The sequence below is a fragment of the Anaerolactibacter massiliensis genome (genome assembly GCF_900290205.1).
Lineage (GTDB): Bacteria > Bacillota_I > Bacilli_A > Erysipelotrichales > Erysipelotrichaceae > Bulleidia > Bulleidia intestinalis.
The window spans coordinates 297,315-321,741 of sequence record NZ_OLMH01000003.1 but is presented as its reverse complement, the minus strand read 5'-3'; the positions used below and the strand labels follow the sequence as shown (position 1 = coordinate 321,741).

Annotated in this window: 23 protein-coding genes; 19 read left to right on the top strand and 4 right to left on the bottom strand. The window is 41.6% G+C overall.

What is annotated here, in order from left to right; translation table 11 throughout:
* Nucleotides 1-40 precede the first annotated feature (40 nt).
* The 8 genes from C7E00_RS15585 (at nucleotide 41) to C7E00_RS15550 (ending at nucleotide 7,454) form a co-directional block, all read left to right on the top strand.
* On the top strand, nucleotides 41-931 hold the full coding sequence (locus C7E00_RS15585; RefSeq protein WP_105305228.1) for a carbohydrate ABC transporter permease: 891 nt from the start codon (nucleotides 41-43) through the stop codon (nucleotides 929-931).
* Nucleotides 931-1,755 (top strand): carbohydrate ABC transporter permease, encoded by an 825-nt coding sequence (locus C7E00_RS15580; protein WP_204378702.1) that lies wholly within the window; start codon nucleotides 931-933, stop codon nucleotides 1,753-1,755. The genes C7E00_RS15585 and C7E00_RS15580 overlap by 1 nt, the downstream gene beginning before the upstream one ends.
* Nucleotides 1,756-1,759: 4 nt before the next feature.
* Nucleotides 1,760-2,686, top strand: a complete 927-nt coding sequence (locus C7E00_RS15575; protein ID WP_105305226.1) for an alpha/beta hydrolase — start codon at nucleotides 1,760-1,762, stop codon at nucleotides 2,684-2,686.
* The gene (locus tag C7E00_RS15570; RefSeq protein WP_167836649.1) at nucleotides 2,683-3,792 is read left to right on the top strand and encodes an SGNH/GDSL hydrolase family protein; all 1,110 of its coding nucleotides are present in this window, start codon (nucleotides 2,683-2,685) and stop codon (nucleotides 3,790-3,792) included. The genes C7E00_RS15575 and C7E00_RS15570 overlap by 4 nt, the downstream gene beginning before the upstream one ends.
* On the top strand, nucleotides 3,789-4,583 hold the full coding sequence (locus tag C7E00_RS15565; RefSeq protein WP_105305224.1) for an MBL fold metallo-hydrolase: 795 nt from the start codon (nucleotides 3,789-3,791) through the stop codon (nucleotides 4,581-4,583). The genes C7E00_RS15570 and C7E00_RS15565 overlap by 4 nt, the downstream gene beginning before the upstream one ends.
* On the top strand, nucleotides 4,549-5,358 hold the full coding sequence (locus C7E00_RS15560) for an alpha/beta hydrolase (protein ID WP_167836648.1): 810 nt from the start codon (nucleotides 4,549-4,551) through the stop codon (nucleotides 5,356-5,358). The genes C7E00_RS15565 and C7E00_RS15560 overlap by 35 nt, the downstream gene beginning before the upstream one ends.
* Before the next feature lie 247 nt (nucleotides 5,359-5,605).
* Complete coding sequence (tnpA, locus tag C7E00_RS15555) at nucleotides 5,606-6,004, top strand: IS200/IS605 family transposase (RefSeq protein WP_105305222.1); 399 nt, start codon at nucleotides 5,606-5,608, stop codon at nucleotides 6,002-6,004.
* On the top strand, nucleotides 5,997-7,454 hold the full coding sequence (locus C7E00_RS15550) for a hypothetical protein (protein WP_105305221.1): 1,458 nt from the start codon (nucleotides 5,997-5,999) through the stop codon (nucleotides 7,452-7,454). The genes tnpA (C7E00_RS15555) and C7E00_RS15550 overlap by 8 nt, the downstream gene beginning before the upstream one ends.
* Nucleotides 7,455-7,756: 302 nt before the next feature.
* Here the strand turns inward: C7E00_RS15550 and C7E00_RS15545 are convergent, their stop codons facing one another.
* The 3 genes from C7E00_RS15545 to C7E00_RS16845 all read right to left on the bottom strand — a co-directional run bounded on the left by C7E00_RS15545 (nucleotide 7,757) and on the right by C7E00_RS16845 (nucleotide 11,572).
* Nucleotides 7,757-9,091, bottom strand: coding sequence for an ATP-binding protein (locus C7E00_RS15545; RefSeq protein ID WP_105305220.1), 1,335 nt, complete (start codon nucleotides 9,089-9,091; stop codon nucleotides 7,757-7,759).
* A 486-nt stretch (nucleotides 9,092-9,577) separates the two neighbouring features.
* A complete protein-coding gene (locus C7E00_RS15540) occupies nucleotides 9,578-10,636 on the bottom strand; it encodes a tyrosine-type recombinase/integrase (RefSeq protein ID WP_105305219.1) in 1,059 nt (352 codons plus the stop codon).
* A 39-nt stretch (nucleotides 10,637-10,675) separates the two neighbouring features.
* Nucleotides 10,676-11,572, bottom strand: coding sequence for a LysR family transcriptional regulator (locus tag C7E00_RS16845; protein WP_105305218.1), 897 nt, complete (start codon nucleotides 11,570-11,572; stop codon nucleotides 10,676-10,678).
* Nucleotides 11,573-11,823: 251 nt separating this feature from the next.
* Here C7E00_RS16845 and C7E00_RS15530 point away from each other — a divergent pair, with 251 nt between their 5' ends.
* A complete protein-coding gene (locus C7E00_RS15530) occupies nucleotides 11,824-13,869 on the top strand; it encodes an FAD-binding protein (protein WP_167836647.1) in 2,046 nt (681 codons plus the stop codon).
* Nucleotides 13,870-14,159: 290 nt separating this feature from the next.
* On the opposite strand, the gene C7E00_RS15525 is transcribed toward C7E00_RS15530, so the two are convergent.
* Entirely contained in the window at nucleotides 14,160-16,547 is a 2,388-nt protein-coding gene (locus tag C7E00_RS15525; protein WP_167836646.1) for a sigma 54-interacting transcriptional regulator, read from the bottom strand.
* A 381-nt stretch (nucleotides 16,548-16,928) separates the two neighbouring features.
* Here C7E00_RS15525 and C7E00_RS15520 point away from each other — a divergent pair, with 381 nt between their 5' ends.
* The 10 genes from C7E00_RS15520 to tnpA (C7E00_RS15475) all read left to right on the top strand — a co-directional run bounded on the left by C7E00_RS15520 (nucleotide 16,929) and on the right by tnpA (C7E00_RS15475) (nucleotide 24,419).
* Nucleotides 16,929-17,366, top strand: a complete 438-nt coding sequence (locus C7E00_RS15520; protein WP_105305215.1) for a PTS sugar transporter subunit IIA — start codon at nucleotides 16,929-16,931, stop codon at nucleotides 17,364-17,366.
* A gap of 8 nt (nucleotides 17,367-17,374) precedes the next feature.
* On the top strand, nucleotides 17,375-17,830 hold the full coding sequence (locus C7E00_RS15515; RefSeq protein WP_239928590.1) for a PTS sugar transporter subunit IIB: 456 nt from the start codon (nucleotides 17,375-17,377) through the stop codon (nucleotides 17,828-17,830).
* A 17-nt stretch (nucleotides 17,831-17,847) separates the two neighbouring features.
* Nucleotides 17,848-18,600: a PTS mannose/fructose/sorbose/N-acetylgalactosamine transporter subunit IIC gene (locus C7E00_RS15510; RefSeq protein ID WP_105305213.1), complete on the top strand. Its 753-nt coding sequence runs from the start codon at nucleotides 17,848-17,850 to the stop codon at nucleotides 18,598-18,600.
* On the top strand, nucleotides 18,600-19,448 hold the full coding sequence (locus C7E00_RS15505; RefSeq protein WP_105305212.1) for a PTS system mannose/fructose/sorbose family transporter subunit IID: 849 nt from the start codon (nucleotides 18,600-18,602) through the stop codon (nucleotides 19,446-19,448). The genes C7E00_RS15510 and C7E00_RS15505 overlap by 1 nt, the downstream gene beginning before the upstream one ends.
* A 209-nt stretch (nucleotides 19,449-19,657) precedes the next feature.
* On the top strand, nucleotides 19,658-20,482 hold the full coding sequence (locus tag C7E00_RS15500) for a BtpA family protein (RefSeq protein ID WP_105305211.1): 825 nt from the start codon (nucleotides 19,658-19,660) through the stop codon (nucleotides 20,480-20,482).
* On the top strand, nucleotides 20,479-21,147 hold the full coding sequence (locus C7E00_RS15495; RefSeq protein WP_105305210.1) for an HAD family hydrolase: 669 nt from the start codon (nucleotides 20,479-20,481) through the stop codon (nucleotides 21,145-21,147). Before C7E00_RS15500 ends, C7E00_RS15495 begins: the two co-directional genes overlap by 4 nt.
* Nucleotides 21,148-21,357: 210 nt before the next feature.
* Nucleotides 21,358-21,648: an IS66 family insertion sequence element accessory protein TnpA gene (tnpA, locus tag C7E00_RS15490; RefSeq protein WP_105303206.1), complete on the top strand. Its 291-nt coding sequence runs from the start codon at nucleotides 21,358-21,360 to the stop codon at nucleotides 21,646-21,648.
* 2 nt (nucleotides 21,649-21,650) lie between these two features.
* Nucleotides 21,651-22,007 (top strand): IS66 family insertion sequence element accessory protein TnpB, encoded by a 357-nt coding sequence (tnpB, locus tag C7E00_RS15485; protein WP_105303207.1) that lies wholly within the window; start codon nucleotides 21,651-21,653, stop codon nucleotides 22,005-22,007.
* Nucleotides 22,008-22,066: 59 nt separating this feature from the next.
* A complete protein-coding gene (tnpC, locus tag C7E00_RS15480) occupies nucleotides 22,067-23,701 on the top strand; it encodes an IS66 family transposase (RefSeq protein ID WP_105305209.1) in 1,635 nt (544 codons plus the stop codon).
* Between the two features lie 343 nt (nucleotides 23,702-24,044).
* Entirely contained in the window at nucleotides 24,045-24,419 is a 375-nt protein-coding gene (gene tnpA, locus C7E00_RS15475) for an IS200/IS605 family transposase (RefSeq protein ID WP_204378701.1), read from the top strand.
* The last annotated feature ends 8 nt before the right edge of the window (nucleotides 24,420-24,427 follow it).

Here is a 24,427-nt window from a genome sequence, read left to right as displayed (position 1 = left end):
GGCAGAACTATCATTTCTGCCCGATTTTAGAGGAAATTCAATGAAAAGAAATACTAACAAAAGGCAATCGCATAAAGAGGTTCTTCGTTTCTGCGGCTTTGCTCTTCCTTCCACATTTATCTGGACAACAGTTGTTTTAATCCCATTTATATACGGAATCATTATCACATTTACTGACTGGAATGGCTTAGCCCAGAATCTTCATTTCGTTGGTCTGGAAAACTATCGTGCAGTTCTGTCAGATGCTTCATTTCAAGATTCGTTTTTTAAGACGGTAAAATATGTTTTTTTCACTGTAATTGGAAGTAATCTGGTCGGTCTGCTGCTAGCACTTGCGCTAACAGATGGGATTAAGTGGCAGAAGATTTTTAGAACAGGATTTTTCACGCCGAATGTAATCGGAGGAATTATCCTCGGCTACATCTGGAATTTTATTTTCTCTTATGCCTTAACAGGTCTTGGAAAACAATTTGGAATTTCCTGGCTTTCTAAGTCCTGGCTGACTAGTCCGAATACTGCGCTTGCAGCCTTGATCATTGTCAGCATCTGGCAGCTGTCAGGATATCTGATGGTAATTTACATTGCAGGCCTTACAAATGTTCCATCCGAATTAATTGAAGCAGCAAAAATTGATGGAGCCAATGATCAGCAGGTGATTCGAAATGTAAAAATTCCTCTTATTCGAAATTCTGTCACGATCTGTATATTTCTGGCAATTGCGAGAACGTTCATGTCATTTGACATTAATCTTTCTCTTACTTCAGGAGGGCCATACAAATCAACAGAACTGATTGCATATAAGATCTATCAGACAGCGTTTGGAAGCATGAAGTTTGGCGCTGGTCAGGCAGAGGCGGTTGTTCTGTTCCTGATTGTTGCAACGGTTTCGTTATTGCAGGTTTATTTTACAAGAAGAGGAGGTGAACACTGATGCAGAGAAAAAAGAAGAGAAAAGTATTTATTCTGGTCTTATTGGTTTTTATACTATATGTGATTCCATTCTATATCCTGGTTCTCAATACTTTTAAGACTACCCAGGAGTTTACAATTACTCCTTTTGCCTGGCCGCATAGTTTAAGCTTTGATAATTATAAAGAGGCAATACAGAAGATGAACTTCTGGAATTCTTTCAAAAATACTGCCATTATCACAGTCACTGCTTCCATTCTGAATACTTTGATTGCTTCGATGACGGGTTACTATTTTTCAAGAAAAAAATACCGGATTAATAAAATCATCTTTGCTGCATTCCTAACTTCTATGGTTGCACCGTTTCAGGTATACATGATCCCGCTGGTAAAAATTTTCGGAGGCTATCTTGGCTTATCAAATAATCTTTTTCTGGTAGCTTATGTTGCAGCTGGACTGAATATTCCATTTGCTGTTTTCCTTTACCACGGGTTTATTGAATCTATTCCTAAGGAATTGGACGAAGCGGCAATGATTGATGGCTGTTCGTTTACACGTACTTTCTTTTCAATTATTCTTCCGCTCCTGCGTCCCATTGTGATCACAGTGGTTGTCTTTGTGGCATTGGGAGTATGGAATGACTATCTGATGTCCAGTCTTTTCCTCACGAAAATGGAAACACGAACTTTATCGATTGCTGCGTTCACATTCCTGAGTAATCATACTGCAGACTACTCTCCGATGATGGCTGGATTGGTTCTAGGAATAATCCCAGTTCTCACATTCTATATGCTTGGCCAGAAATATATCATTGATGGCGTAGTCCAAGGAAGCGTTAAGGGATGATTCTATGTTTGAAAACAATATTGAATTTCTGAAGCATGCGGTAGAAAATCGTGACTTTATCCTTCCGGTATCAGAACATCATCTGCCTGACGGCAGTATGAATCGGTCGCTGAATGAAAGTGTCTGGGAAGATGCTATGCGCCCATTTGAAAAAATAGATCTGTGGGATGATCACTCTGCTTATTTTGTGCTCATTCCTTCCGAACTGAAAGAAACCAAAATGCCAACTATCGTGATTGCTCATGGAGGAGGATTTAATTGGAGGACGGGATGTGAAGCAGGAAATATTGCGTGGTATTTCCATCAGAAAGGATTCAATACTGCAATTCTTTCATATAGACTGGCTCCTTACTCCAGAATGGATAGCCTTAAGGACATGCAGAAGACTATTCGGATGATACGCTGCCGAAAAAAAGAACTCAATGTCAGCGAGCGTATTGCGGTGATGGGATTTTCTGCAGGAGCAATGCTATGTGGAAATTGCGCAACTCTTTATGAACTTGACGATCTGAATGCATGTAATGAAGAGAAAAAAGAGTCTGCACGTCCTGACGCCGCAGTGATAGGATATGGTGCATTATCTACTGTTTCATTTCCTAGACCATTTTTGGGGAAAAAATATACAGAAGAAGAAAAAATATTATTTGGGAGAGACAAAAAGGAGAGATTCTTTTTGGCTCCTGAAAAGCACGTAACTCCTGATACACCTCCAATGTTTATCTGGCAGACAATTTCTGATGATGGAAGATTTTCAATGTCTTTAGCAAAGGCTCTGGAAGAGGCTTCTGTCCCGTATGAACTTCATATTTTTGGATCAGGTTCGCATGGGACCGCTCTTGCTGACGGCGAAAATGATATTTCTGAAACGGACATGCATGTTGGACATTGGGCTGATTTATGCACAGAATGGCTGAAAGAAATATTGTTATGAGAAAAAACTACGCATTGGATTTACCGCAGATCCGCCAGCTTGGGAGAACTGTGTCTGCTCAGAATCGGAAAAGCATTATCTTTGACTGGACTGATTCGGGATTTGAATTTGAATTCGATGGTTCTTTGCTTCTTGCAGAAATTATTACTTCTCCATACATATGGAGCGAAAGCATCATCAATGATGTTACACAGCGGAGTGAAACGATTAAGCAAACAGATTGGCCTTGGGTAATTGTTCTGCTGGATGAAGATGAAAAGCCTTATCGGAAATTTCAGCTGAATGCGGAGAAAGAAGAATATCTTCTCTTTTCTTCAAATGCTCCTGAACATCATAGAATACGATTGATCCGATTAAATGAAGCTGCATTCTATCGCACGGAACTTCAGATTCTTCGATATGATGGGACTATTTCAAGATCAACACATTCTTATAATGGAAGAATCGAATTCATCGGAGATTCAATTACATGCGGATTTGGAATTGCCACTAATAACTATAATCGGCTATTTTATGGGATTGATGAAGACGGGTGGGAAACCTACGCTTCTCTTACTGCCAGAAAATTGAACTATGAACCTCAGATGGTCTGCGTTTCGGGCATTACCTTAAGCAGTGGTTTTCAGTGGATGCCTTATGTTTTTGGAATGAAAGAAATTTATCCGTATGCTGATTGGTTTAATTCATTCTCGAGTAGTAAGCAACGGTGGGATTTTTCTTCTCATCATGCAGATATTGTTGTGGTCAATCTTGGAACCAATGATGCAACAGGGATAGCCAAAAGTGATAATCCAGAAGAAGCAGAACAGAAGTTTGCCCGTGAATATCGTGACTTTCTTTCTTACCTCAGAGAGAAATATGGGTCGGAAACTATTATTATCTGTGCTCTAGGGACAATGGATTATTATCTCTTTGACCATATCAAATCTATTTCTGATGAGTTACGCGCAGATGGCGATCAAAGGATTTACAGTTTTAAGTTCCAGAAGATGATGCCTGATTCCTCGGATGTAGGGGCGCTTGGGCATCCGACTTATATTCGTCACAAAAAAATGAGTGAAGAACTATGCAGATTCATTCAGCAGATTGAACATCAGTTAACATGAGTGTATTTTCGGTAAAAATGATTTGTGATGGCACCTGGCAGATAACTGAAGGAACTGGTTCTGAAGCAGTATATATGTATCTTTTTGAAGGAAAGGAAAGATGTATGCTTCTGGATACAGGATATGGTGAGATTCCACTTCCGGAAATTATCCAGAACATCTCCAGAAAACCACTTACTGTAGTTTTGTCACATGGTCATTTTGATCATATCGGGGGATCATTTCATTTTCCGGAGGTTTTTATCTCAGAAAGCGATATTGAGACTTATCGAATCAATTCTGAGATTCTGAAACTTGATCATATTCCTGTTTCGACTCGGGTAAAAAAACTCCCTGTTTCTCCTGGTGGGAAAATTGTTCCGATTAATCTTGGAATGCGGCAGATCTCGTTCATCCCTGTTCCTGGACACACTGTTGGTTCAATCTGCTGTTTTGATTCGGTTACCAGAAATTTGTTCACGGCTGATACATGCTGTAAGGGTGATGTCTTGCTGTGCATGCGAACTTCCACTTCACTCGAAACGTATTCTGAATCTATCAATAAGCTGCTTACCTTGGAAAGCAATGTTCATGAAACTTGGCCAGCACATCATGAGACTCCTTTAGGAACAATGATTTTTCATGAGTATAGGGAAGCTTTGGATATCATGTTTTCTGGAAAAGCAAAACTGGAAAATACAGTCTGTTTTGGAAATGAAGCACTGCGTTTTAAATATCAGGATATAGGGATCGTGATAAAGAAAGGGGCCTATGAACATGGCTACTGGAAGAATGGAATTCTATGCAGATAGCATACAGGCACATACGAATTTCAGCTTTGTCCTCCCAAATGATCTTACAGAGCAGGATTTTTTGGGAAATCGAAACTATAAAAGAAAAACGAAGACAATGATTCTTCTTCATGGCTTTACAGGTACAGATACAGACTGGATCTTTGGTGGAATGGGTCAGCAGATAGCGTTGGATTATAATCTTGCGGTAATCACACCAACAACAGGAAATAATTTCTATTTGAATCGTGATTGGAGAGGCGGGAAATATGCGGATTATATTGCTCTGGAATTGCCAGAGTATCTGCACAAGTCTTTTAATCTCAATATTGATCCGGATGATCTTCTGATAGGCGGATTTTCCATGGGAGGCTTCGGAGCAATCCATTCGATTTTAGCATATCCGAATAGGTTCTCTGGAGCTATTGCTCTTTCAAGTGCATTGATTTTTGATGATGTCCGGAAGATGAAAGAAGGAGACCGCAATTTTCTGGCGGACTATGGATATTATTGCGAAGTCTTTGGAGATGTTGCTCATATTGAAGAGTCAGATCTGAACTTAAAGAATCTGCTCGAAAGAAAAATTGAGGAAGGTAAAACAATTCCATCTCTTTATATGGCGATCGGAACAGAAGATGCTTTACTGGAAGAAAATCGTGCATATCGAGATTTTTTCGAAAGGAAGCTGTCCTCTTTTAAGTATGAAGAGGGTCCCGGAAAACATAACTGGGCATTTTGGAATAATTATATTTTCAGAGGCACAGAATGGATTCTGCGCAATAGGGAAAAGGAGTAATGAAACGGTCAAAAAATCATAAAATGAACAATTTGGATGCAAACAGTGGAACGTTAAGAACCTCTATTCTAACTTTCCTGCTGTAAGAACATTGAGACCATATTTTCACAATACTAAGGCGAGGAAGCCCGTCACTTCAGTGATCGGGAAGAATCGCCTTTTTTGATCAATACAGCGTCAAACTAATTAGATAAACAACGTATATCTAATGTTAATGTGATATAATTTTGGTATGAGAATGCACGATATGAATGATTCCTATACGCATAAAAAAGGACTGGTTTATAAAAATCAGTTTCATATTATCTTCTGCACGAAATATAGAAGGCCTGTACTGGTTGATGGTGTAGATGAACGACTGAAAGAGATTCTTTATTCTGTTGCTTCAGATTTTGATGCATCTATTAAAGCCATGGAAGTAATGCCGGATCATGTCCATCTCTTTGTGGAAATAGATCCTCGTGTTCCTCTGCACCAGTTCATCAAATCTTTGAAAGGAAGATCATCAAGAATCCTGCGTGAAGAATTTCCTTGGCTGAAAAGCCGTATTCCTTCTCTTTGGACAAGAAGTTACTTCTGCTGCACGATCGGCCATATTTCGGAAGATACTATCCGGCGGTATATCGAGGACCAAAAACATGTCTAGATATGAACGCACGGATTCCTTTATCCTGACGCTTGAGGCAGATATTCCAGACCGCACATTTATCGAGAAATATTTTCGTGTTATGGATCAGATCTACAATGGCTGCCTGGATGTGGCGCTGAAGCGGCTCCATAAGCTTCAGATGGATCCGGAATATCAGGACCTTGTAAGGGATAAAACAATCAAGGACCGCAGTAAGAAGATCCGCCAGAAACAGCTTGAATATGGCTATACAGAATATCAGCTTCATGAGAAAGCGGCAGAGATGAAACACCATTTCTCAGATATCGTCGGAATCGATGAGTGCCAGAAACAGGCTACGAAAGCATTTCGCGCAGCTGAGAAACTTCGGTTCCATGAAGCAGACCATGTCAGGCATCATTCCAGATACGATGACACTTCTGTAGAAGGTAAATCCAGGAACTCTGCTTTAAACTATCGGAACGGGCTTATGTACATAGGCAGAAACCACAAATACGAGGTCATCATGAAACCGAATGATAGATATGCGATGGAGGCGATCCGAAATAACCGACTAAAGTATGTCAGACTCCTTCGAAAAACAGTCCGAGGCAAGACAAGGTACTTTGTCCAGCTGGTACTCAGAGGCAAGCCGCCGAAGAAACATGAATATGGTTCGGATACTGTTGTGACCGGGCTTGATATCGGAGTTTCGACAGTTGCGGAGGTATCCAGAAGGCACGTACAGCTTCATGAACTGGCGCCGGATATTCCAGCAATTGATGCCGAGATTCGTAAGATAAGCCGATCTATGGATCGAAGCAGACGGACTACGAATCCGTCCAATTACAACCCCAATGGCACGATTCGCAAGGGGATCAAGCTTCAATGGACATATTCATCAAGATATGACCGATTGCGAAAAAAGCGGAAAGAACTGTACCGGAAACGAGCAGTGCTTATGAGGATGTCGCATGAGATGCTTGCCAATGAGATCCTTGAGCGCAGCACGACCGTTATCTGCGAGACGATGAATTACCGCGCTCTCCAAAAACGTTCAAAGGACATGACAAGAAACGCAAAGAATGGCAGGATTAATCGAAAATCAAGATTTGGAAAAGCTCTCGCAAACCATGCACCATCAATGTTTGAACGCATACTGGATCAGAAACTTCATTACATCGGTAAAGAACTGATCCATACGGATACCGCAAAGATTCGGGCATCACAGATCAATCATGTGACTGGCGAGATGATCAAAAAGGATCTTAGCGTACGATCATTTGAGATTGACGGAAACACCGTACAGCGGGATCTCTATTCTGCGTTTATTACCGGGCACACCTTGTATTCCTCGGAAGACTCTATGAAGCCGGATACGGTCGATTATGAGTCTTGTGCAAATGATTTTGAAAGCTTCATCTTTCTTCAGAACAAAGAACTGGAACGACTGACATCCGAAAAGAAACTCAGCTGGTACATCAGTTGAGCAGCACCATGAGTTGATCTCTCAATAAATGGATCCGGCTGATTGACTGTGCAGCCGTTAAGCGGAAGCGAAAATGTACAGCAGGTCATGATATGGCCGGGCTGAAGCGGCATCCTTCGTACGAAGCAGCTCCGCAACAGATCAGGAAAACTGTCAGTGCCTGAGCTAACATGCGGTCAATTCTATTGGCTGTGATGAACTTAGGAAAAGCAGTATTAGCCCTGAGAACCCCGCGACTTCAGTCGTCGGGAGCAGTCAGAGCAGATATAAGCATTACCTGAATTGCAGATTCCGATTCACGATCATAGCTCCAGGCTGTTTTCATCCAGAAGGAATGTGAACAGGTCCATCGTGGTAATTCCCTTTTCATCCCTTGTCACGGGCATACCGTTTTTTGTCACAACAATCTTCTTAAATGAATCATCAATTGCATACAGGGATCTTTTTTCCTGGTATTCCTTTTCTTCATCTGCAATGGAAAGAGCAGACTGAATATAGTATTTCCGACTGCCCAAGGTTGCAACGAAATCAATTTCTAATGCCTTCCTGGCATAAATTGTTTTTCCATTGGCGTCTGTTCGGACGGTTGGAACATTTACATCCATTTCACCTACATCTACATTAAATCCACGTGCACGCAGCTCATTATAGATGACGTTCTCCATCAGATGTGTTTCCTCGATCTGTCTGAAGTTCAGTCTGGCATTACGTACACCGGTGTCTTCAAAATACAGCTTGAAAGGCTGATCGATGTATTTCTTTCCCTTGATGCTGTATTTCTTCGCTTTAGAAATCAGATATGCGTTTTCCATAAGTTCTTCAAATTTGGCCAGTGTTCCAGCATTGATTTCCTTATGGTGCATGGAGTGAAATGTATTAGCAAGCTTCAGCATATTGACTGGTGAGCCGATCATTGATGCGAACATATCAAACGTATCAGATAATTCCTGCGTTTTACGTATGTCATTGCGGTTAACAATATCTTTCAGATAGGTTTCGCTGCACAGATTCTTCAGATAGGTAGTTTTTTCCGTTTCTGTCTGCATCTGAGCCACAATCGGGATTCCCCCATAGATCAGATATGTACCCCATGCGCTCTGTACCCGATCCGCAGGAACGTTCTCACAGTATTCTCTGAATGTCAGAGGCAGCATATGGATCTCCGATCCTCTTCCTCTGAATTCCGTCGCAATGTCTGTGGAAAGAAAATGTGAATTGGAGCCTGTCACATAAAGATCAAAATTTTTGAGCCTGAGATAACTGTTCAGTGTCCCGGTAAAGTTTTCCAGCAGCTGCACTTCATCCAGAAGCAGATAAAACTGATTGGTATCATTTGTATGATCGCGGATGTATGCTCTGAATTTTGCCGCATTTACAACATAGACATTTTTCTTTGTATAGATCTTGGTTTCCTGTTCGGGATAATACGGGCTCAGCAGATCGATATCCTCGTCTGAATCAAACGAAAACCGAATGATATGATCTGCCGGGACGCCATCACTGCGAAGGCTTTGATAGAAAAGTTCATTCATCAGATAGGACTTTCCCACTCTTCTTGCCCCGGTCACAATTTTGACAAGACCATTCCATTTTCTTTCTATCAGCATATTCAGATATTTCTGTCTAGCATATTCCATAGAATTACCTCCCTATTAAGAATGGTTCAAAGACTTTGACTAATTCCTATTATACATATCCTATCAAGAATTGGCCACAGTTCTTTGGGTTATTCACAATAGCCAGTCAGACAGATCCTGGGTTCCGCATTGATTTTCCTGTCGTTGATGAAATGTTTATGAAAGTAAACCATGCATGTACCCGTTGGACGTGTTTTGTATGCGGCGAAGTAAACAACAGGCCCTGCTGAAGATATTATGGCTGGCTGAAGGTCCGTGAATGGACACGCCCGGCATGCGGAGCACATCACGAAAGAGGAGCTAATGCGGCAAAGAAGAATCTGATAAGTATAGTTGCAACATAAGATAATATGAATCACAACCGTCCGTAACGGGGACGTGGTCAATAGCCTGCTCTCTGGATGCAGAATTCTGACAGCGCAAACGCTCATTTTCAAAACCAAGGCTGCAGTGCTTCTGATCTGAGCAGTTCATCAATGAGTCAATCTATTCTTTAAACATCTTACTGGAGTATTTCACCACTTGATCATGCTGATCCTCGGAGTCTTTGACATAATGCTTCGACGTCGTCTCGATGGATTTGTGGTGCAGCGTTGATGCTACCAGTCTGATGTCTCCTGAGTTTGCGTACAGCTGCGTCCCGTAGGTCGCCCGCAGCTTATGCGGAGTGATCCGGTCAGCGTTTGCGATCCCGGCACGCTCAGTGTAATCCTTGACGAGCAGCTCGACCGCACGCACGGTCATCCGCTGATGGCGGACAGACAGAAACAGTGCATCATCATTCACGGCAGGTTTCAAAAGAGGCCTGCCGTTTTCGATGTAGTCCCGCAATGCGGCTTCGACTTCGGGTCCGAAGAACGAGTGTCCGTCATTCCCACCCTTGAGCGTGACTGTGATCATGCCATTGCGGAAGTCGATGGATTTTGTGTCAAGGCCGACAAGCTCTGACACGCGGATGCCTGTGCCGAGCAGCGTCACCAGAATTGCAATGTCGCGCTTTTCGGTTTTCCTGCGCCGGAGAATCTGCTTCTTCGTCAGGCCTTCTGTTCCTCTTGCCGTCTTCAGGATCAGATCGACATCCGCAGGATCCAGGGCGATGATTTCATGGCTTGCAATTTTCGGCATGGAAATGAACATCGCGGGGTTCTGCCTGATCGCGCCGATCGTGTAATAGAACTTCATGAACGACCTGAGCGCTGAGAGCCGACGCGCTAGAGTGGTGTTCTCGGCGAGAAGAGGACGGCCGCGCTGATCAGTCCGCGAGGAATACTCCATTGTGGACTTGTACTCCTCAAAGTCTTCAAACGTGAGCTGCTCCAGGATGGAAGGGGAGGCGGTGCGCAGATTCACATCACGGAATCCTGCCGTCGTCTGCAGCCAGTCGAAGAAATGCTTCAGGTCACGCGCATAGCCAAGCCTGGTGCGCGGGAGCTTGGAACGGCGGGCATCGTCAAAGTAGAGCTTGGCGAACTGGGGAAGCTCCTGGAGAATTTCGCTGAGTCTGCGCTCGTTTTCAGCGTCAATCTGTTTGCTGTAGTCTGACATACAAGGATAATAAAGCTTCGTAAAATATCGCTGATTGAATCAATCAATGTTAGGATTTTCAGCTTGTTTTTCCTGGTTCTGCAGAATCAGGTAAAGTGCATCTGCAGCAGGAGAAAAACGATGATGCATGCTTCGGAAGATATAAAGTCTCTGAGATAGTTCGGGCTTTAAAGGAATGAATCTGAAGCCTTTATTCTGAGGCATCAAGCCTTCCAGCAGAAGCAAAGATCCCATTCCCTCTTCTGCCATCTGAATTCCGTTATATACCATGGAATAATCTGCTCGGATATCCAGTTCTTCTGCTGGCTTTCCCAACCACTCAGAAAGTGCCTGTTCATGCAGAGACTGACCTGAAGTAATCAATGGTTCTTGAAAAAGATCTTCTCTCCTAATGAAAGTGTTAGCCGACAAGCGACTGTTCTTTTGCACACAAAGTCCCCAGCGTGCTTTCTGCTTCAGAGCTTTGTATTCATATCTACTCGCATCTGGGATCCCGATTGTAAAGCCGAAATCATCTGATCCATTCCTTAAGCGTTCTTCCAGGATCTGGTAGGAACCTGTATATACATGAATTCTGACTCTGGAATTCGCTTTCTGAAATTCAGAGATTACACGATAGATTTCGGACATGAATGGGAATTCTCCATTTCCGATTCTGATGTCTCCGGAAAGAAAGCTGACAGGGGATTTCAACTCTTTTTCTGTGTAATCAAGCAGACTGGTAATCTCCAAAGCTCTCTCTTTCAGCAGCATGCCGTTTTCAGTCAGTACTGCATGATGACCGCTATATGTGAACAGTCTGCATTCCAGTTCATCTTCCAGTTGGTGGAGTGTCTTAGAAAGCGCCGGTTGAGAAATATGAAGCTGCTCAGATGCCTTGGTCATGCTGCCAGCATCTGCAATTGCAAGAAAGTATTTCAGCTGTCTGACATCCATTGGGTTTCCTCCTTTAAACTATAACAAAATTTTATGAAAAAGTATTAAATATAACTATTTATATTAATAGTTTTTTCACAATAAACTGATTCTGCAAAATTAGGGAGGAAATGATATGTCAGTCACAAAGAAACTGTTCAGTTCTTGTGCTTTCTTTGTTAGCAGGCTGCAGTACATCATCTGCATCCGCAGTTGCTTCCGAAAGCACCGGAAAGTACACGCCGGGGACCTATGAAGGAACTGGAACCGGAATGGGAAGCATTACTGCTTCAGTCACTGTAGATGCAAATCAGATCACTTCGATCGACTTGGATCTCTCTGGTGAAACAGAGTCTATAGGCCAGAAAGCGGGAAATACGCTTGTACAGCAGATTCTAGATGCACAGAGTACCGATATTGATGGAGTCTCTGGTGCAACAGTCACTTCGAAAGGAGTGGAGGACGCTGTTCAGAAAGCCCTGGATCAGGCATCTGGGGCCGTTGCTTCTGCAGGTGCAATCGCAGATGGAACTTATACCGGAACTGCACATGGATCAAGAAGTGAGATCACTGTGCAGGTTACAGTAGAAAACAATGAAATCAAAAATATTTCAGTTACCGATGAAGCAGACAGTCCTTATATCAGTGATGCTGCGTTCAATGCAATGCCGAAGCGGATCATCGATGCTCAGAGTGTGGCTGTCGATAATGTAACTGGTGCAACTCTGACTTCTACTGGAATCAGAAATGCAGTAGATGCTGCATTGAAATCTTCCGGGGCAGATGTATCTTCCTTCGAACAGGCACCGGCAAAAGAGGAAAAACAGCTGGATGATGTCACTACGAATGTTCTGGTAGTGGGCGGCGGAGCTTCCGGTCTTGTTGCTGCACTTGCCGCAAAAACAGACGATCAGCTTTCTGACACCGACAGCGGCCTGGATGTGATGATTGTGGAATCAAATGGATATGCAGGAGGGAATCTGGCTCTCTGCGGCGGATATGTAGCTTCCTATTTCGGAACGGAGCTCAATGATGCGACAGGAAACACCTGGGATCCGAACGACCTGGTAGATGCGCTCGAAGCGGCACATCAGGATTTTTCAGATATCGTGAATGATTCTCTGATGCGGAGCATTGCTTCCGAGAATGCAGATGTAATCAATGGACTGATCAATCGCGGATTCTATCTGAATGCTGGCGATGCTTATGAGGGAACCACTACATCCCTGACTGCAGACGGATCCCCGGAAACCTATACGACTTCAAGCGTTGTCGCAGATGATGAAGGAGATCGTTCCGGCGACAATGGCTATGATATCTACGGTGGTGCGGCAAGACTTGCAGAATCTCTCAGCAATTTAGTTACAGAAGCAGGGGTTGATCTGCGTCTGGAAACAACTGTTGAAGAACTCATCACTGATGATAATGGCGCAGTGACTGGAGTGAAAGTCCATTCCCGTGAGGGCGATTATACGATTCATGCAGACAAAGTCATTCTGTGCAGCGGCTATGCTGGACTTGATCAGGATACTGTTGATGAATTTCTGCCTGCAGAATACAGCAATGTGATCAATGCGCAGAATGCGTCAAATCAGTCCTTTGCTCAGAAGACGATTGCGACAATGGGAGGAGACACTGTATCATTGCTGCAGATGGGTTATATTGTTCCTGGCTACAATACTGTTCTTGCACACTATGGAGAAGAAGGCCTTCTGTATCGTTCTATGAATGCGCTCTGGGTCAATGCTAATGGAGAAAGATTCTTCGATGAATCAGTACCAGAAGGCGGACGAGGTTTAGCTGCTGGTGCGGAGCTTTTGAAACAGCCGGATGGCAGAGCATGGATCATCTTTGATTCGAATCATGAAGGTGTGAAATACTATGACTTCTTAGCAGAACAGGGACTTGCATGGAAAGCGGATACCATCGAAGAACTTGCCAATAAAGCAGGGCTCCCAGCTGATGCGCTTGCTGCAACGATTGAGAAATACAATAGTGCTGCAGCATCCGGAACCGATACGGAATTCAATACTCCTGCAGAGAATATGGTTCCTGTAGAAACAGGGCCGTTCTATGCAGTGAAAGTCGGTGCATCTTCTCCGGCAGGAATAGATGTGAGCGTGTATTGCAATGATCAGATGCAGATTCTGCTGCATAAAGGCGGCGAACCGATCGGAAATCTATATGGAGCAGGCGGCGTGGTTTCCAATGCCTTCATCACAATGGCTGCTATCGGCCTAGGCACGCATGTAAATGCGTCACTTCTCTCCGGTGCATATGCAGGAGACTGCGTTCGCAGAGAACTAATCGGCAGATAATATAGCAATATATGAATGATTTACTAATTGGTAAATCATTGCAGAATAAATCAGAAAGGTTCCTATACAGGAGCCAAATGGCATCATCTTTACGAGAATATAATTCTCTAGGGCTGATGCCTTTCTTTTTCTCTCTGAATGAGGGCTATTATTATGAAAAGAATCAATTACAGGAATAATAAGGGCCGGCGATACGTTAAGACAGAATGATTGGTTTGCATCAGCTGGAGAAGGAACTACATTCATTGTTACTTTTCCGGTGGTGACTGATTAGTGCATGATTCATTATTTTAAGAATTGTACTCAGGAAGAAAAATTTCCGTCACATAAGCTATTTCTGTAGCTGGAATTTTGATGCCGAAACTGTCTTCAGCGTATTCCAAATTGTGCTCAACAACATGCATGATATAGGAATTATCATTAGAAAATGAATTGATTTTTTGGTAATTCCAGGTTTCTTTGCTAATGACACGTTCCAGCATGTTTGTACAATGGCATATATACTTTACTGCAATTGCATCAGAATATGGAATATCCAGCTCTTTTAAGGTATTTCTTAAACATGTTTCCAGAATAGATACTGCTTTATGTGTGTCAAGAAAAGACACGGTTTTCGCAATAATATTGTCTCGGACTTGATCCAGAAAAGAAGAATTGTCCTTGTCTATTGAATTGAAGGAAGAGGATGCAAAACGAGCCTCAAGAGAATCTAGATCATTAAATGTTTTAGAAACTGCAGCAACAATATTAATTAAAGTAGGAAGACTTATATTTCGGATTGTTCGGGTTGGAATATGCATTTTTTTCAGTATTACATCTCCTACAGACGTGAGTGGCTCCATATCACAACATATCAGAATACCTGCCCCTTTATTGAGCTCTCCTGCTTTTATTAGCGATAATTCTAATAGATCATTTAGTTGCATGTGTTCATGAAAGTCGATATAGTCCAAAGAATAGTTTCCTTGATAATTGTTTCGGATATAAGATGCCATTTCGGTTGCGACAGATTTTCCGTGACAAATCAGCAAAATAGAAACCGCCGCATGCATTGACCAGCGTTTCGCAATGGCTAGATATGAAGTGATAAAATCGATTTCTCGCTCAGTGGGATTAAAATTATAAAAGGACCCAATTGATCGATAAATATTCTCAGCGACTTTATATTCTTCCACATAAATTTGCTTTGTAACAGATTCCTTATGTTCTGATGCAACATCACCATTTTCAACCCTCTTAAGGTAGTTTGAAATGTGAATCAAAGCACCGAAAAGAAGCTGGGGATTATTTAGCAATTCCAAATATTCATGATGTTTATTGAGCTCTTTGATAGTTATTTGATAGACAAAAGGGTTTATCTTTTTCCGAAGTGCTTCTAATTGTGCTGGAGGGCAATTTTTTAATACATTAATATTTTCGCTGACATAACCATCAATATTATTTAAATCTTCTGTATTTACATCGAATTCATCAACAAATTGATCCACCCGATGATCATTGAAGACGTCCGGTGCTTGGTGAAAAATCGTTAAATCTTGTGAGAAGCCATCTGCTTCAAAACGTAGATATTCTGATGGAATGCATGAGAGGAGGCTAATTACATTTGCTGTGTTGACTGAGTGTGCTTCGCTCTGATTTATTAGTTCTTGAGTAAGGTGCTGAAGGGTAACATAGACCGTTTTTATTTCTTTCCCAGGGCTTTCAAAATATGCTCGGCTGCAAATGTTCTGAATTTCATTTCTCATCTCGGAAATGTTATTTCTATATTTTCTGGCGGATAAAGCTGCAATAACATCCTTATGTACACGTATTGCAACATGAATGCGTAAAGCTTCCCTGGAAAAATTGCTGAGAACTAGTTCGATTTTCTCATATACAGCGCGATCATCTATATCAAGCAGATGAAGGTGGACAGGCAGACTATTCTTTATGGAGTCAATTTGTTCATCGTCATACTTATGACGAGTCGTGCAAATAATCATGGTATTGAGCGGCACAGGAATGTTGCTCCCTGCAGGCAAGAATTTTTCATCTTGAAGAAGAGAAATCACAAATTTCTGCTCTTGTATGTTTAAACTTCCAACCTCATCTAATATTAAAATTCCATAGTCAAGTTTTTTGAGCAGTCCTTCTTTAACTTTATTCCCACCAACTCGTTTGCCGAGCAGCGTATCTTGAAAGAGCCCTGTATTATTTTGAAATTCTTGGCAATATACTGTTTCGTATGGAACCTTTTTCCCACGTTCTTTCTCAGCGAATTTAATCATGCATCCAGCTAGCTCTGTTTTTCCCACCCCTGGGCGTCCATAAATCAAGCAATGAATTCCATAAGGGGGATAAGTAACTGCTGCTTTGGCACGAAGAATAACATCTGATAATGAACCTGTTGCTCCGATAATCTGATCAATAGAATCAAGAGGAACATTGGATTGCTTGACAGATTTTTCGGATTTTCCGATAAAATCAGAAAGCTGTTCATCTTTTGATATTACTGTAGGGAAAAAAGCATCAGGATAATGAGAAGAAAGTTCTTCATAGTCAAGATAATATACTGGCTTACCTTGAATTTTTATTAACTTTCCATTTTTCCACAGCCGGTTTAGCTCTCGTGAAACATTTGAACGATCAATCTTTAGATCCAAGCCAATATTTAGAGCATCTGTGTTGTCTGCCTTCATCCCGTCTTGAAGAAAACGAATGGTTTTCTCTTTGATGTTTAAGTAAATCTTATCCGCTCTCGAGTTTTCCATATCAATTAAATAAAAAGTGTGTCAAATTCTTTCACATCAGTGTCAAACACGAATGACAAATCCAAAGAAATCAATAAATGGATGTCAATTTCTACACGAATATTAACACACATGATATAGAAATCAAGACGATATCTTATCTTGCAAAATCCCGAAAAGAAATATTATGGCAATCGCTTGAAAAACTAATATCTTTCGGCTTGAATTTCAAGAACACACATATAATCTGTGTCAAAAAATCGGATGATTTTGTTCACTTTTTCGGCTTTTTTTATAATGCATGTGTAGCAATAGAAACGGAGAAACGTAATGACAACTCTTCTTATTCTAAGTCATGCGGACCTTTCTGAAACTCTATATAAAACTGTTTCATTGATTATGGGACGCCCTAAAGACAATGTTCACTACATCACTCTTCCTTATGGAAAAAATCTAGAACAGTATCAATCCGAAATAGAAAAAGTAATAGAGGATTCTGGCTCAAAGGGGACTCTTATTTTAACAGACCTCATGGGAGGGTCACCTTTCATGATTACTGCCAGAGTATATAGCAAATTAAAAAATGAGTATCCTCTTGAAATGATTACAGGTGTGAATATGCCGATGTTAATGGAAGTTATTTCGAATTTGGAAGGCCATTCTCTTGAAGAATTGAAAAAAATAGCTCTTGAATCAGGCAAGTCCGGAATTGTCGATTTCAAAGAAGCGATTGAAAGGAGAGAGCCGGAAAGAGAGGGAGAAAGATGAGTATAGTTATGATTCGCATCGATGATCGCTTAATTCACGGTCAAATTGTAACAGCTTGGGCAAAAAACAAGAATGCTGGAAAAATTTGGGTTGTTGACACTGCAACGGCAAAGGATGACTTCCTTTCAGGAGTAATGAAAATGGTTGCTCCTAGTGATAGAGAATTAGTCATTTCATCTGAAGACCAAATCAATGAGTTGGTCCCTAAATTTGATGCGGAACCAGAAAATGTTTTGATTTTAATGAAAACGCCAGAAGTGGCAAAAAAAATATTCGAAGCAGGGGTAAAGCTTACAGAACTCAATATTGGTGGCATGGGAGCTAACCCAGAAAGGAAGAAATTATTTAAGAACATCTCTGCAAGTCCATCAGAAGTGCAAACATTGAAGGAAATTCAAAATTCAGGAGTCTTTGTATATTTTCAAGTAACACCTGATGAGAAAAAAACAGAATTTAACTTTTAAAAAGGAAAGAGAAAAATATGTTAATAAAAGCAATATTGATCGGAATTCTTGCCACCATGTGTGGGAATGTCTTCAGTGAATATCTGGTTTGGATTTTCCGTAATCCGCTGGTAGAAGGAACACTTGTTGGTCTTATTCTTGGTGATGTGAAAACAGGTGCTATTATTGGCGGAACGATTCAATTAATTTATATGGGGCAGATTACAGTCGGCGGTATCTCGTCTTTTGATAAATGCTATGCCGGAGTTATGGCAACTGCTGTAACAATGCTTGCAAATCAGACGCCAGAGGTTGGCGTAACACTTGCCGTCACTTTAGGCACTCTTGGGTTGCTGGCATCAAATGCAATTATGACTGTGAATGTCATCTTCGTTCATATGGCAGATAAGTATGTTGAGTCTGGGGAAACGAAGAAAATTTGGGTCTATAACTGGTTGCTTCCAAATCTATTCTGCATTCTGGTTTATGGCCTACCAGCCTTCTTTATTGTCATGTATGGTGCCTCTGCATTTGAGTCATTTATGAATGCTATGCCTGCATTTGTTTCTAATGCGTTAAATACAGTAGGAGCAGTCCTTCCTGCGCTTGGAATTGGAATGATGCTGAAAGCAGTTTATAAGAAGAGATTCGTAGCGTTCGTAATTATTGGATTTGTTCTCTGCGCATATCTGCACCTTGATATTATTGCCTGCACATTAATTGGCTTAGCTGCAGCAATGCTTTATTGGTCTTTAGGAATAGATAAACTGAAGGAAGGAGATGCAGCATAATGAATGAGAATAATGTTATGGAAGCTCAAGAGAAACCTGTAGCACGCAGGCTGACAAAAAAAGATCTTATCCATTGCTTTGTCATTTGGGAAACAACATCCGAATCCTGCCTCTCTTATGAACGTTTAATGTCGCTGGGATTCTGCCATGCAATGTCCCCAATTATCAATCGTCTTTATCCTGATAACAAGGAAGAACGTGTAAAAGCTTTGAAACGCCACTTGGTCTTCTTTAATACAGAGAATAACTGGGGAGCATTTATACCGGGCCTCGTTTGCTCCATGGAAGAAGACATGGCAAATGGCGGAAACGTTGATCCTGATATGATCACAAGCGTGAAAGTTGGCTTGATGGGACCTCTGGCGGGAATTGGAGACACCATTACTCAAGGCTTGGTGAAAACGGTAGCACTGGCTATTGGTGTAGACATGGCTACCAAAGGAAATGTCTTTGGCACAATTCTGTTTATTCTGCTGTATGGTGCTTACTTGATGGCAATGGGAATCTTCATGTTTAAGCAAGGATATACAGTGGGCAGAAACATTCTTAGTAAAATCACAGATAAAAAGATAATGGGGAAGATCACAGATATCCTCAGCATTATCGGATCAACTATTGCTGGAGCAATGATTTACAATAATGTGAATATCACCACTCCTCTCCAGTTTACAGTGGCTGAATCAACGGTTGTCGTTCAAGATCTGTTCAATGCAATTGTTCCGGGTTTATTAAGTGTTTTTGCTGTATTCCTGGTATTTAAAAACCTCAGTAAAGGGACAAGCGTATTCAAGATCATGCTCTGGATGTTCGTTGTTGCAATTGTCTGCAGTTTACTGGGAATTCTGTAATCAAATATCGTATTAGAAATCATTTCTAACTTTACTTTATTGCATGAGTGAACTTTCACCATGAATAACTAAAGCGTTCAAATAGTATTGATGACTAGAACCCAAAATTGGATGAATAGAAAGGAAGGAGGTAGTCCTGAGGCTGCGGGTTGAAACTGTCTCCTTGGGATTGCCAATTATTGCTTAATTAAGCAAAACGGATAAAACAAATGCATAAAACTTGGTTAACTGATGTAATAGGAACTGAAAAAGCTGCTATTGGAGTTGTTCATTTTAAGGCATTTCCTTCAGATCCAATGTTTTGTCAGGAAAAAGGGATGGATTATGTTATTGAAAGCGCAAGGAAAGATCTGCTTGCACTTGAAAATGGCGGAATTGATGCGGTACTGTTTTCAAATGAATTCAGCTTTCCTTATGTGACAAATCCCTCGGAAGAAGTTATTTCTGGAATGGCGTATGCAATCGGCTGCTTGAAAAATGATATTCATGTTCCCTTTGGAGCCAATGTAATTTCAAATACTCATGCGAGCATTGCATTAAATGCAGCTATCGGAGGAGTGATCATGCGTGGAACATTCTCAGGTGCTTTCTCCGGGAATATGGGACTTGTGGATGCTCACCCTGGCGATTTATTACGCCATAGACATAATTTGGGCTTAGATAAGAAATTAAAGATGGTTCAATATGTTGTCCCTGAATCGAGTGGAGACATTGGCGGAAGAGACAAGATGACAATCGCTAAATCAACCGTTTTTTCTGACCTTCCTGATGCATTAGGATTCTGCGGAGAGTCGGCTGGAAAACCTATTGATCTTGAGTTCATGAAACAATGCAGGCTGATGTGGCCAGATATGGTAATGTTTGCATCAACCGGAGTTAAGCTCGAAACGATTGAATCTATTTATTCAGTAGCAGATGCAGCCTTTATCGCGACATATTTCAAAAAGGATGGCATTTTTGAGAATGAAGTCGATGAAGAGCGAGTAAAGAAGTTCATGGCCAAATTGAAAAAATATAGAGCAAATTTAGAGTGAAGATCAAAGGAATTATTTTCGACTGTGACGGAGTGTTAGTTGATAGCGAAGTCTACTATTTAGAAAGCCTTCTGAGTTATCTCTGTTCGAAAAATATTCAAGCTAGGTTAGAAGATGTCGTTGGTGTTCTTGGAATGTCCTCTCCAAATATCATCAGATATTTGCGTGAAAAATTTCCTTTAGAGCAATATTCGGATGAAGAACTGTTGGAAGGGCCACGCAAAAAAATGTCCTCCAAAATGCAGAAAGTTCCTCTCCAGCCGATGCCGTTTCTGAAACAATTTATGATGGATTGCTGGAACAGGGAACTGAAAATCGCTGTTGCTTCTTCCTCAAGAAAAAGCTATGTAAATGCAATTATTCATCAAATTGGTATTGCTGAATTGATAAACACGGTGATTACTGGAGACTCAGTTATATGTGGGAAGCCAGCACCAGATATTTATCTACTAGCATGTAAGAGATTAGAAGTAAAACCTGAAGAGGCAATTGCGATCGAAGACTCTCCAAATGGTATCAAATCAGCAAAGAGAGCAGGATTATTTACAGTTGGCTATAAAGGCTCAAGAATTATCCAATGCACTGATGAAGCCGACATGGTAATTAAATCTTATGATATAAGTGTTCTGGCAATGCTATCAGTGGCAGAAAATTACGGAACGTAAAACTATGCTCAACGAAAACATATAGTAGATCAATAACCGAAACAGTTGACATGCATTGAAGAGGCTGCTAATAACAACGATGGAAATTCATTGTGTATTGACAGCTTCTTTTAATTTTTTGGGTCTCGTCAAAAGTAAGCGTCAATAAGACTGCAACTTGTTGGAGGCTGCCGAAGACCATATCCTGGAGAGAGGCTAAGGAGAAGGATTATGGTAAAAGATATTCATACTCATGAATGGTGGCTTCCGTTTCTGACGGAGTATCAGCAGAGCGGGAAAACCATCAAGGATTACTGCAAAGAGAAAGGGTTCAATTATGATGCATTCTACTGGCACCTCCATCGTGAGCAGAGAGAAGCCGTCGATGATTGCGGTTCTGATTGTTATGAAGTGCTTCCGGTCGCAGTAACCGATCACACTAGTGAGTTCATCAGGGTTGAGATCAATGGAGTTAACATCTGCGGAAGTACGGATGACCTTCGCAGGCTTCTGGGGATCTGATTATGAAACTGGTAAGAGATGACGTCCGGCTGTATCTGATTACCGGAACGGTAGATATGCGGATGGGAATTGACGGGTATATTGCAGTGGTGCAGAACAGACTGCATATGAATGTCTTTGATAATTCCATATTCCTGTTCTGCAACAAGGATCATAGCAAGCTGAAGATGCTGTACTGGGATTCTACTGGGTTCTGGCTATTCTACAAACGGCTTGAAAAAGGGAACCATTTCAAATGGATTCGTGATGAAGAAAATCATTCGGCCGCAATCACCGAGGAGCAGTACGGATGGCTGATGCAGGGACTGAAAATTGATCAGAAAAGGTCTATAGAAGCAGTCTCGAAAAAGTGTGCGTGAAGTCTCGGAAAAAGGCTTATTTATAAGCTTTTCTGAGGTTTCTGCGGTATAATAATTACGTGGAAACTGAGGCAGAATTCAAACAGAAATACAGTTCACTCACTGCTGATCAGATGCTTGATGCAATGTATCAGATGTATCTGGCCAACTGCTCTCTGAAAGAGAGAATCAACAGTGCTCGCCGTGATAAGTTCGGCTCAAAAAGTGAACATGTTTCTGTTGAACAGCTGTCTCTTTTTAATGAAGCTGAGTTTGTTGCGGATCACTCTTCGGATGAGGTTTCCGAGCCACAGCAGAAACTGGAAACGAAAAAGACGAAACAGAAGAAGTCTCGTAAAGATCATCTGAAGGAGCTTCCTGTAAAGAAGAGAACCGATCTTTACCCTGAATCCACTGAAGTGGATGGTCATAAGATGAAGGAGATTGCGCCTGAGGTAATCCGCATTTCTCATTACCAGAGAGCGGAATACTATACGGAAGAAATCATCTGCCATCGTTTTGCTTATACCTTCATCACTGAAGAAGGCGAAGAGAAAACGATCATTCATGAAGTGCCGAAGGAAAAGAAACCGAAGCGGATGATTAAGAATTCTCCTGCTTCTCCGGAACTCCCTGCACATTTTGCGTATGAGAAGTACATTCTCGGTCTTCCTTTCGACCGGATTGCGAAGCATCTTTCGAATAACGGAATTCCACTCTCTAAACAATATATCTGCCAGCTGGTGATTCACTGCGGAGAGAAATACCTGAAAGCAGTCATTGATCGAATGACTGCAGATCTCAGACAGTGCCATGTTGTGAACATGGATGAAACGGAACTGGAAGTACTTGAATGGCTGCAGAAAGAGGGACGGCAGGCGTGCAGAATCTGGGGAGCGCTGACAGGACCGTTTGAAAAGAAACAGATGGCTCTGTTCTTTTATAGCAAAACTCGAGAACAGTCTTTCCTCTACGAAATACTGGGGACACAGTTTCATGGAATTATTCAATCAGATGGGTATCAGGCATATACAAATTACTTGCCCGCTCTGATGAAAGTCGGATGTATGAGTCATGCTCGCCGAAAATTCTTTGATGCCATGACTGCAGACAAGGAAACCTACAGTGCATTCAAAAAAGCGAAGCAGAAAGGCGAAAAAGAAAAGATACTGAGACAATATCCGAGATTTGCGGATACTTTTAAGATGGTCGCAAAGATGGACAAGCTGTTTGATATTGAGAGAAGCCTTAAAGCTGAACAGGCGGATCCCGAAAGAATCAAAGAAGTCCGCAATGAGAAGGCAAGACCGATCATGGAGGAAATCCATGAATACAATAACTATCTGAAAGTAACTTATCTGCAGACCGGCAAGCTTGGAGAGGCAGTTACTTATCTGAACAATCAGTGGGAATACCTGATGAATTATCTGAAAGACGGAGAGGCTGCCTTATCCAACAATCTTGCGGAACGCGAGGGAATGAAACCGATCGTTCTCGCCAGAAAGAACTTCCTGTTTGCGGATACAGAGAGAGGCGCAACAGTCAGTGCATATTATTTTTCGATTCTGATCTCTGCTAAGCTGAATCATCTGGATCCAGAGAAATATCTAGCATATGTCTTCCGTGAACTGACTGAACATGATCTGAGCCCTGAATCCATAGAACGAATCCTGCCCTATTCCGATCAGCTTCCCGATACGCTGAGAGTCAGATAGCCTATCAAAGATAATCCCCCGGCACATCTATGTCCGCCTTTTCAGACTTTGGTGTGCCGGAGTTAATACTATGCAGACCTATTGACGCTTACCGTCAAAAGTTATTAGAGCGCAATAATATGGCGAATAAAAAAACTTCGTACAATAACAATTTTACGAAGTAATATTGAACGTGTGCAAATTTTAAGAATCCATCCGAGAATTCTCCCTTACTTGTATGGGAGATGAATCGTGCATATTTGATACTATGTGCAATTGGGAATAATGGCTCTATATAAAGACTTGGATTCATCTATTTGATATACTATATGTATGAGTGATAACTACATTCATGCAAGGACCTGTGTATACAACGTCCATTACCATATTGTTTGGTGTCAAATACCGTCGTAAAGTACTGACTCCGGAAATTGAGACCACTTTGCAAGAATTGCTGAAGTCTGTCGGCGAAGAAAATGGCTTTTCTGTCGATCAATGCGAAGTTGGCGAAGCAGATCATGTACATTGTTTTGTGTCTGCACCGCCGAAGCTCTCAATTACATTTATTGTCAAGCACTTGAAAGGTGTTTCCGGGCTTCGCTTGTTTCGTGAATACCCGGAGCTGAGACAGTCTTTATGGCACGGTCAGTTGTGGAACGGGTCTTATTTTGTCGAAACAATTGGCTCTATCAGCGAAGAAAACGTACGCCGCTACATTGACCGGCAGAAAAATGTTTAGAGGTAATT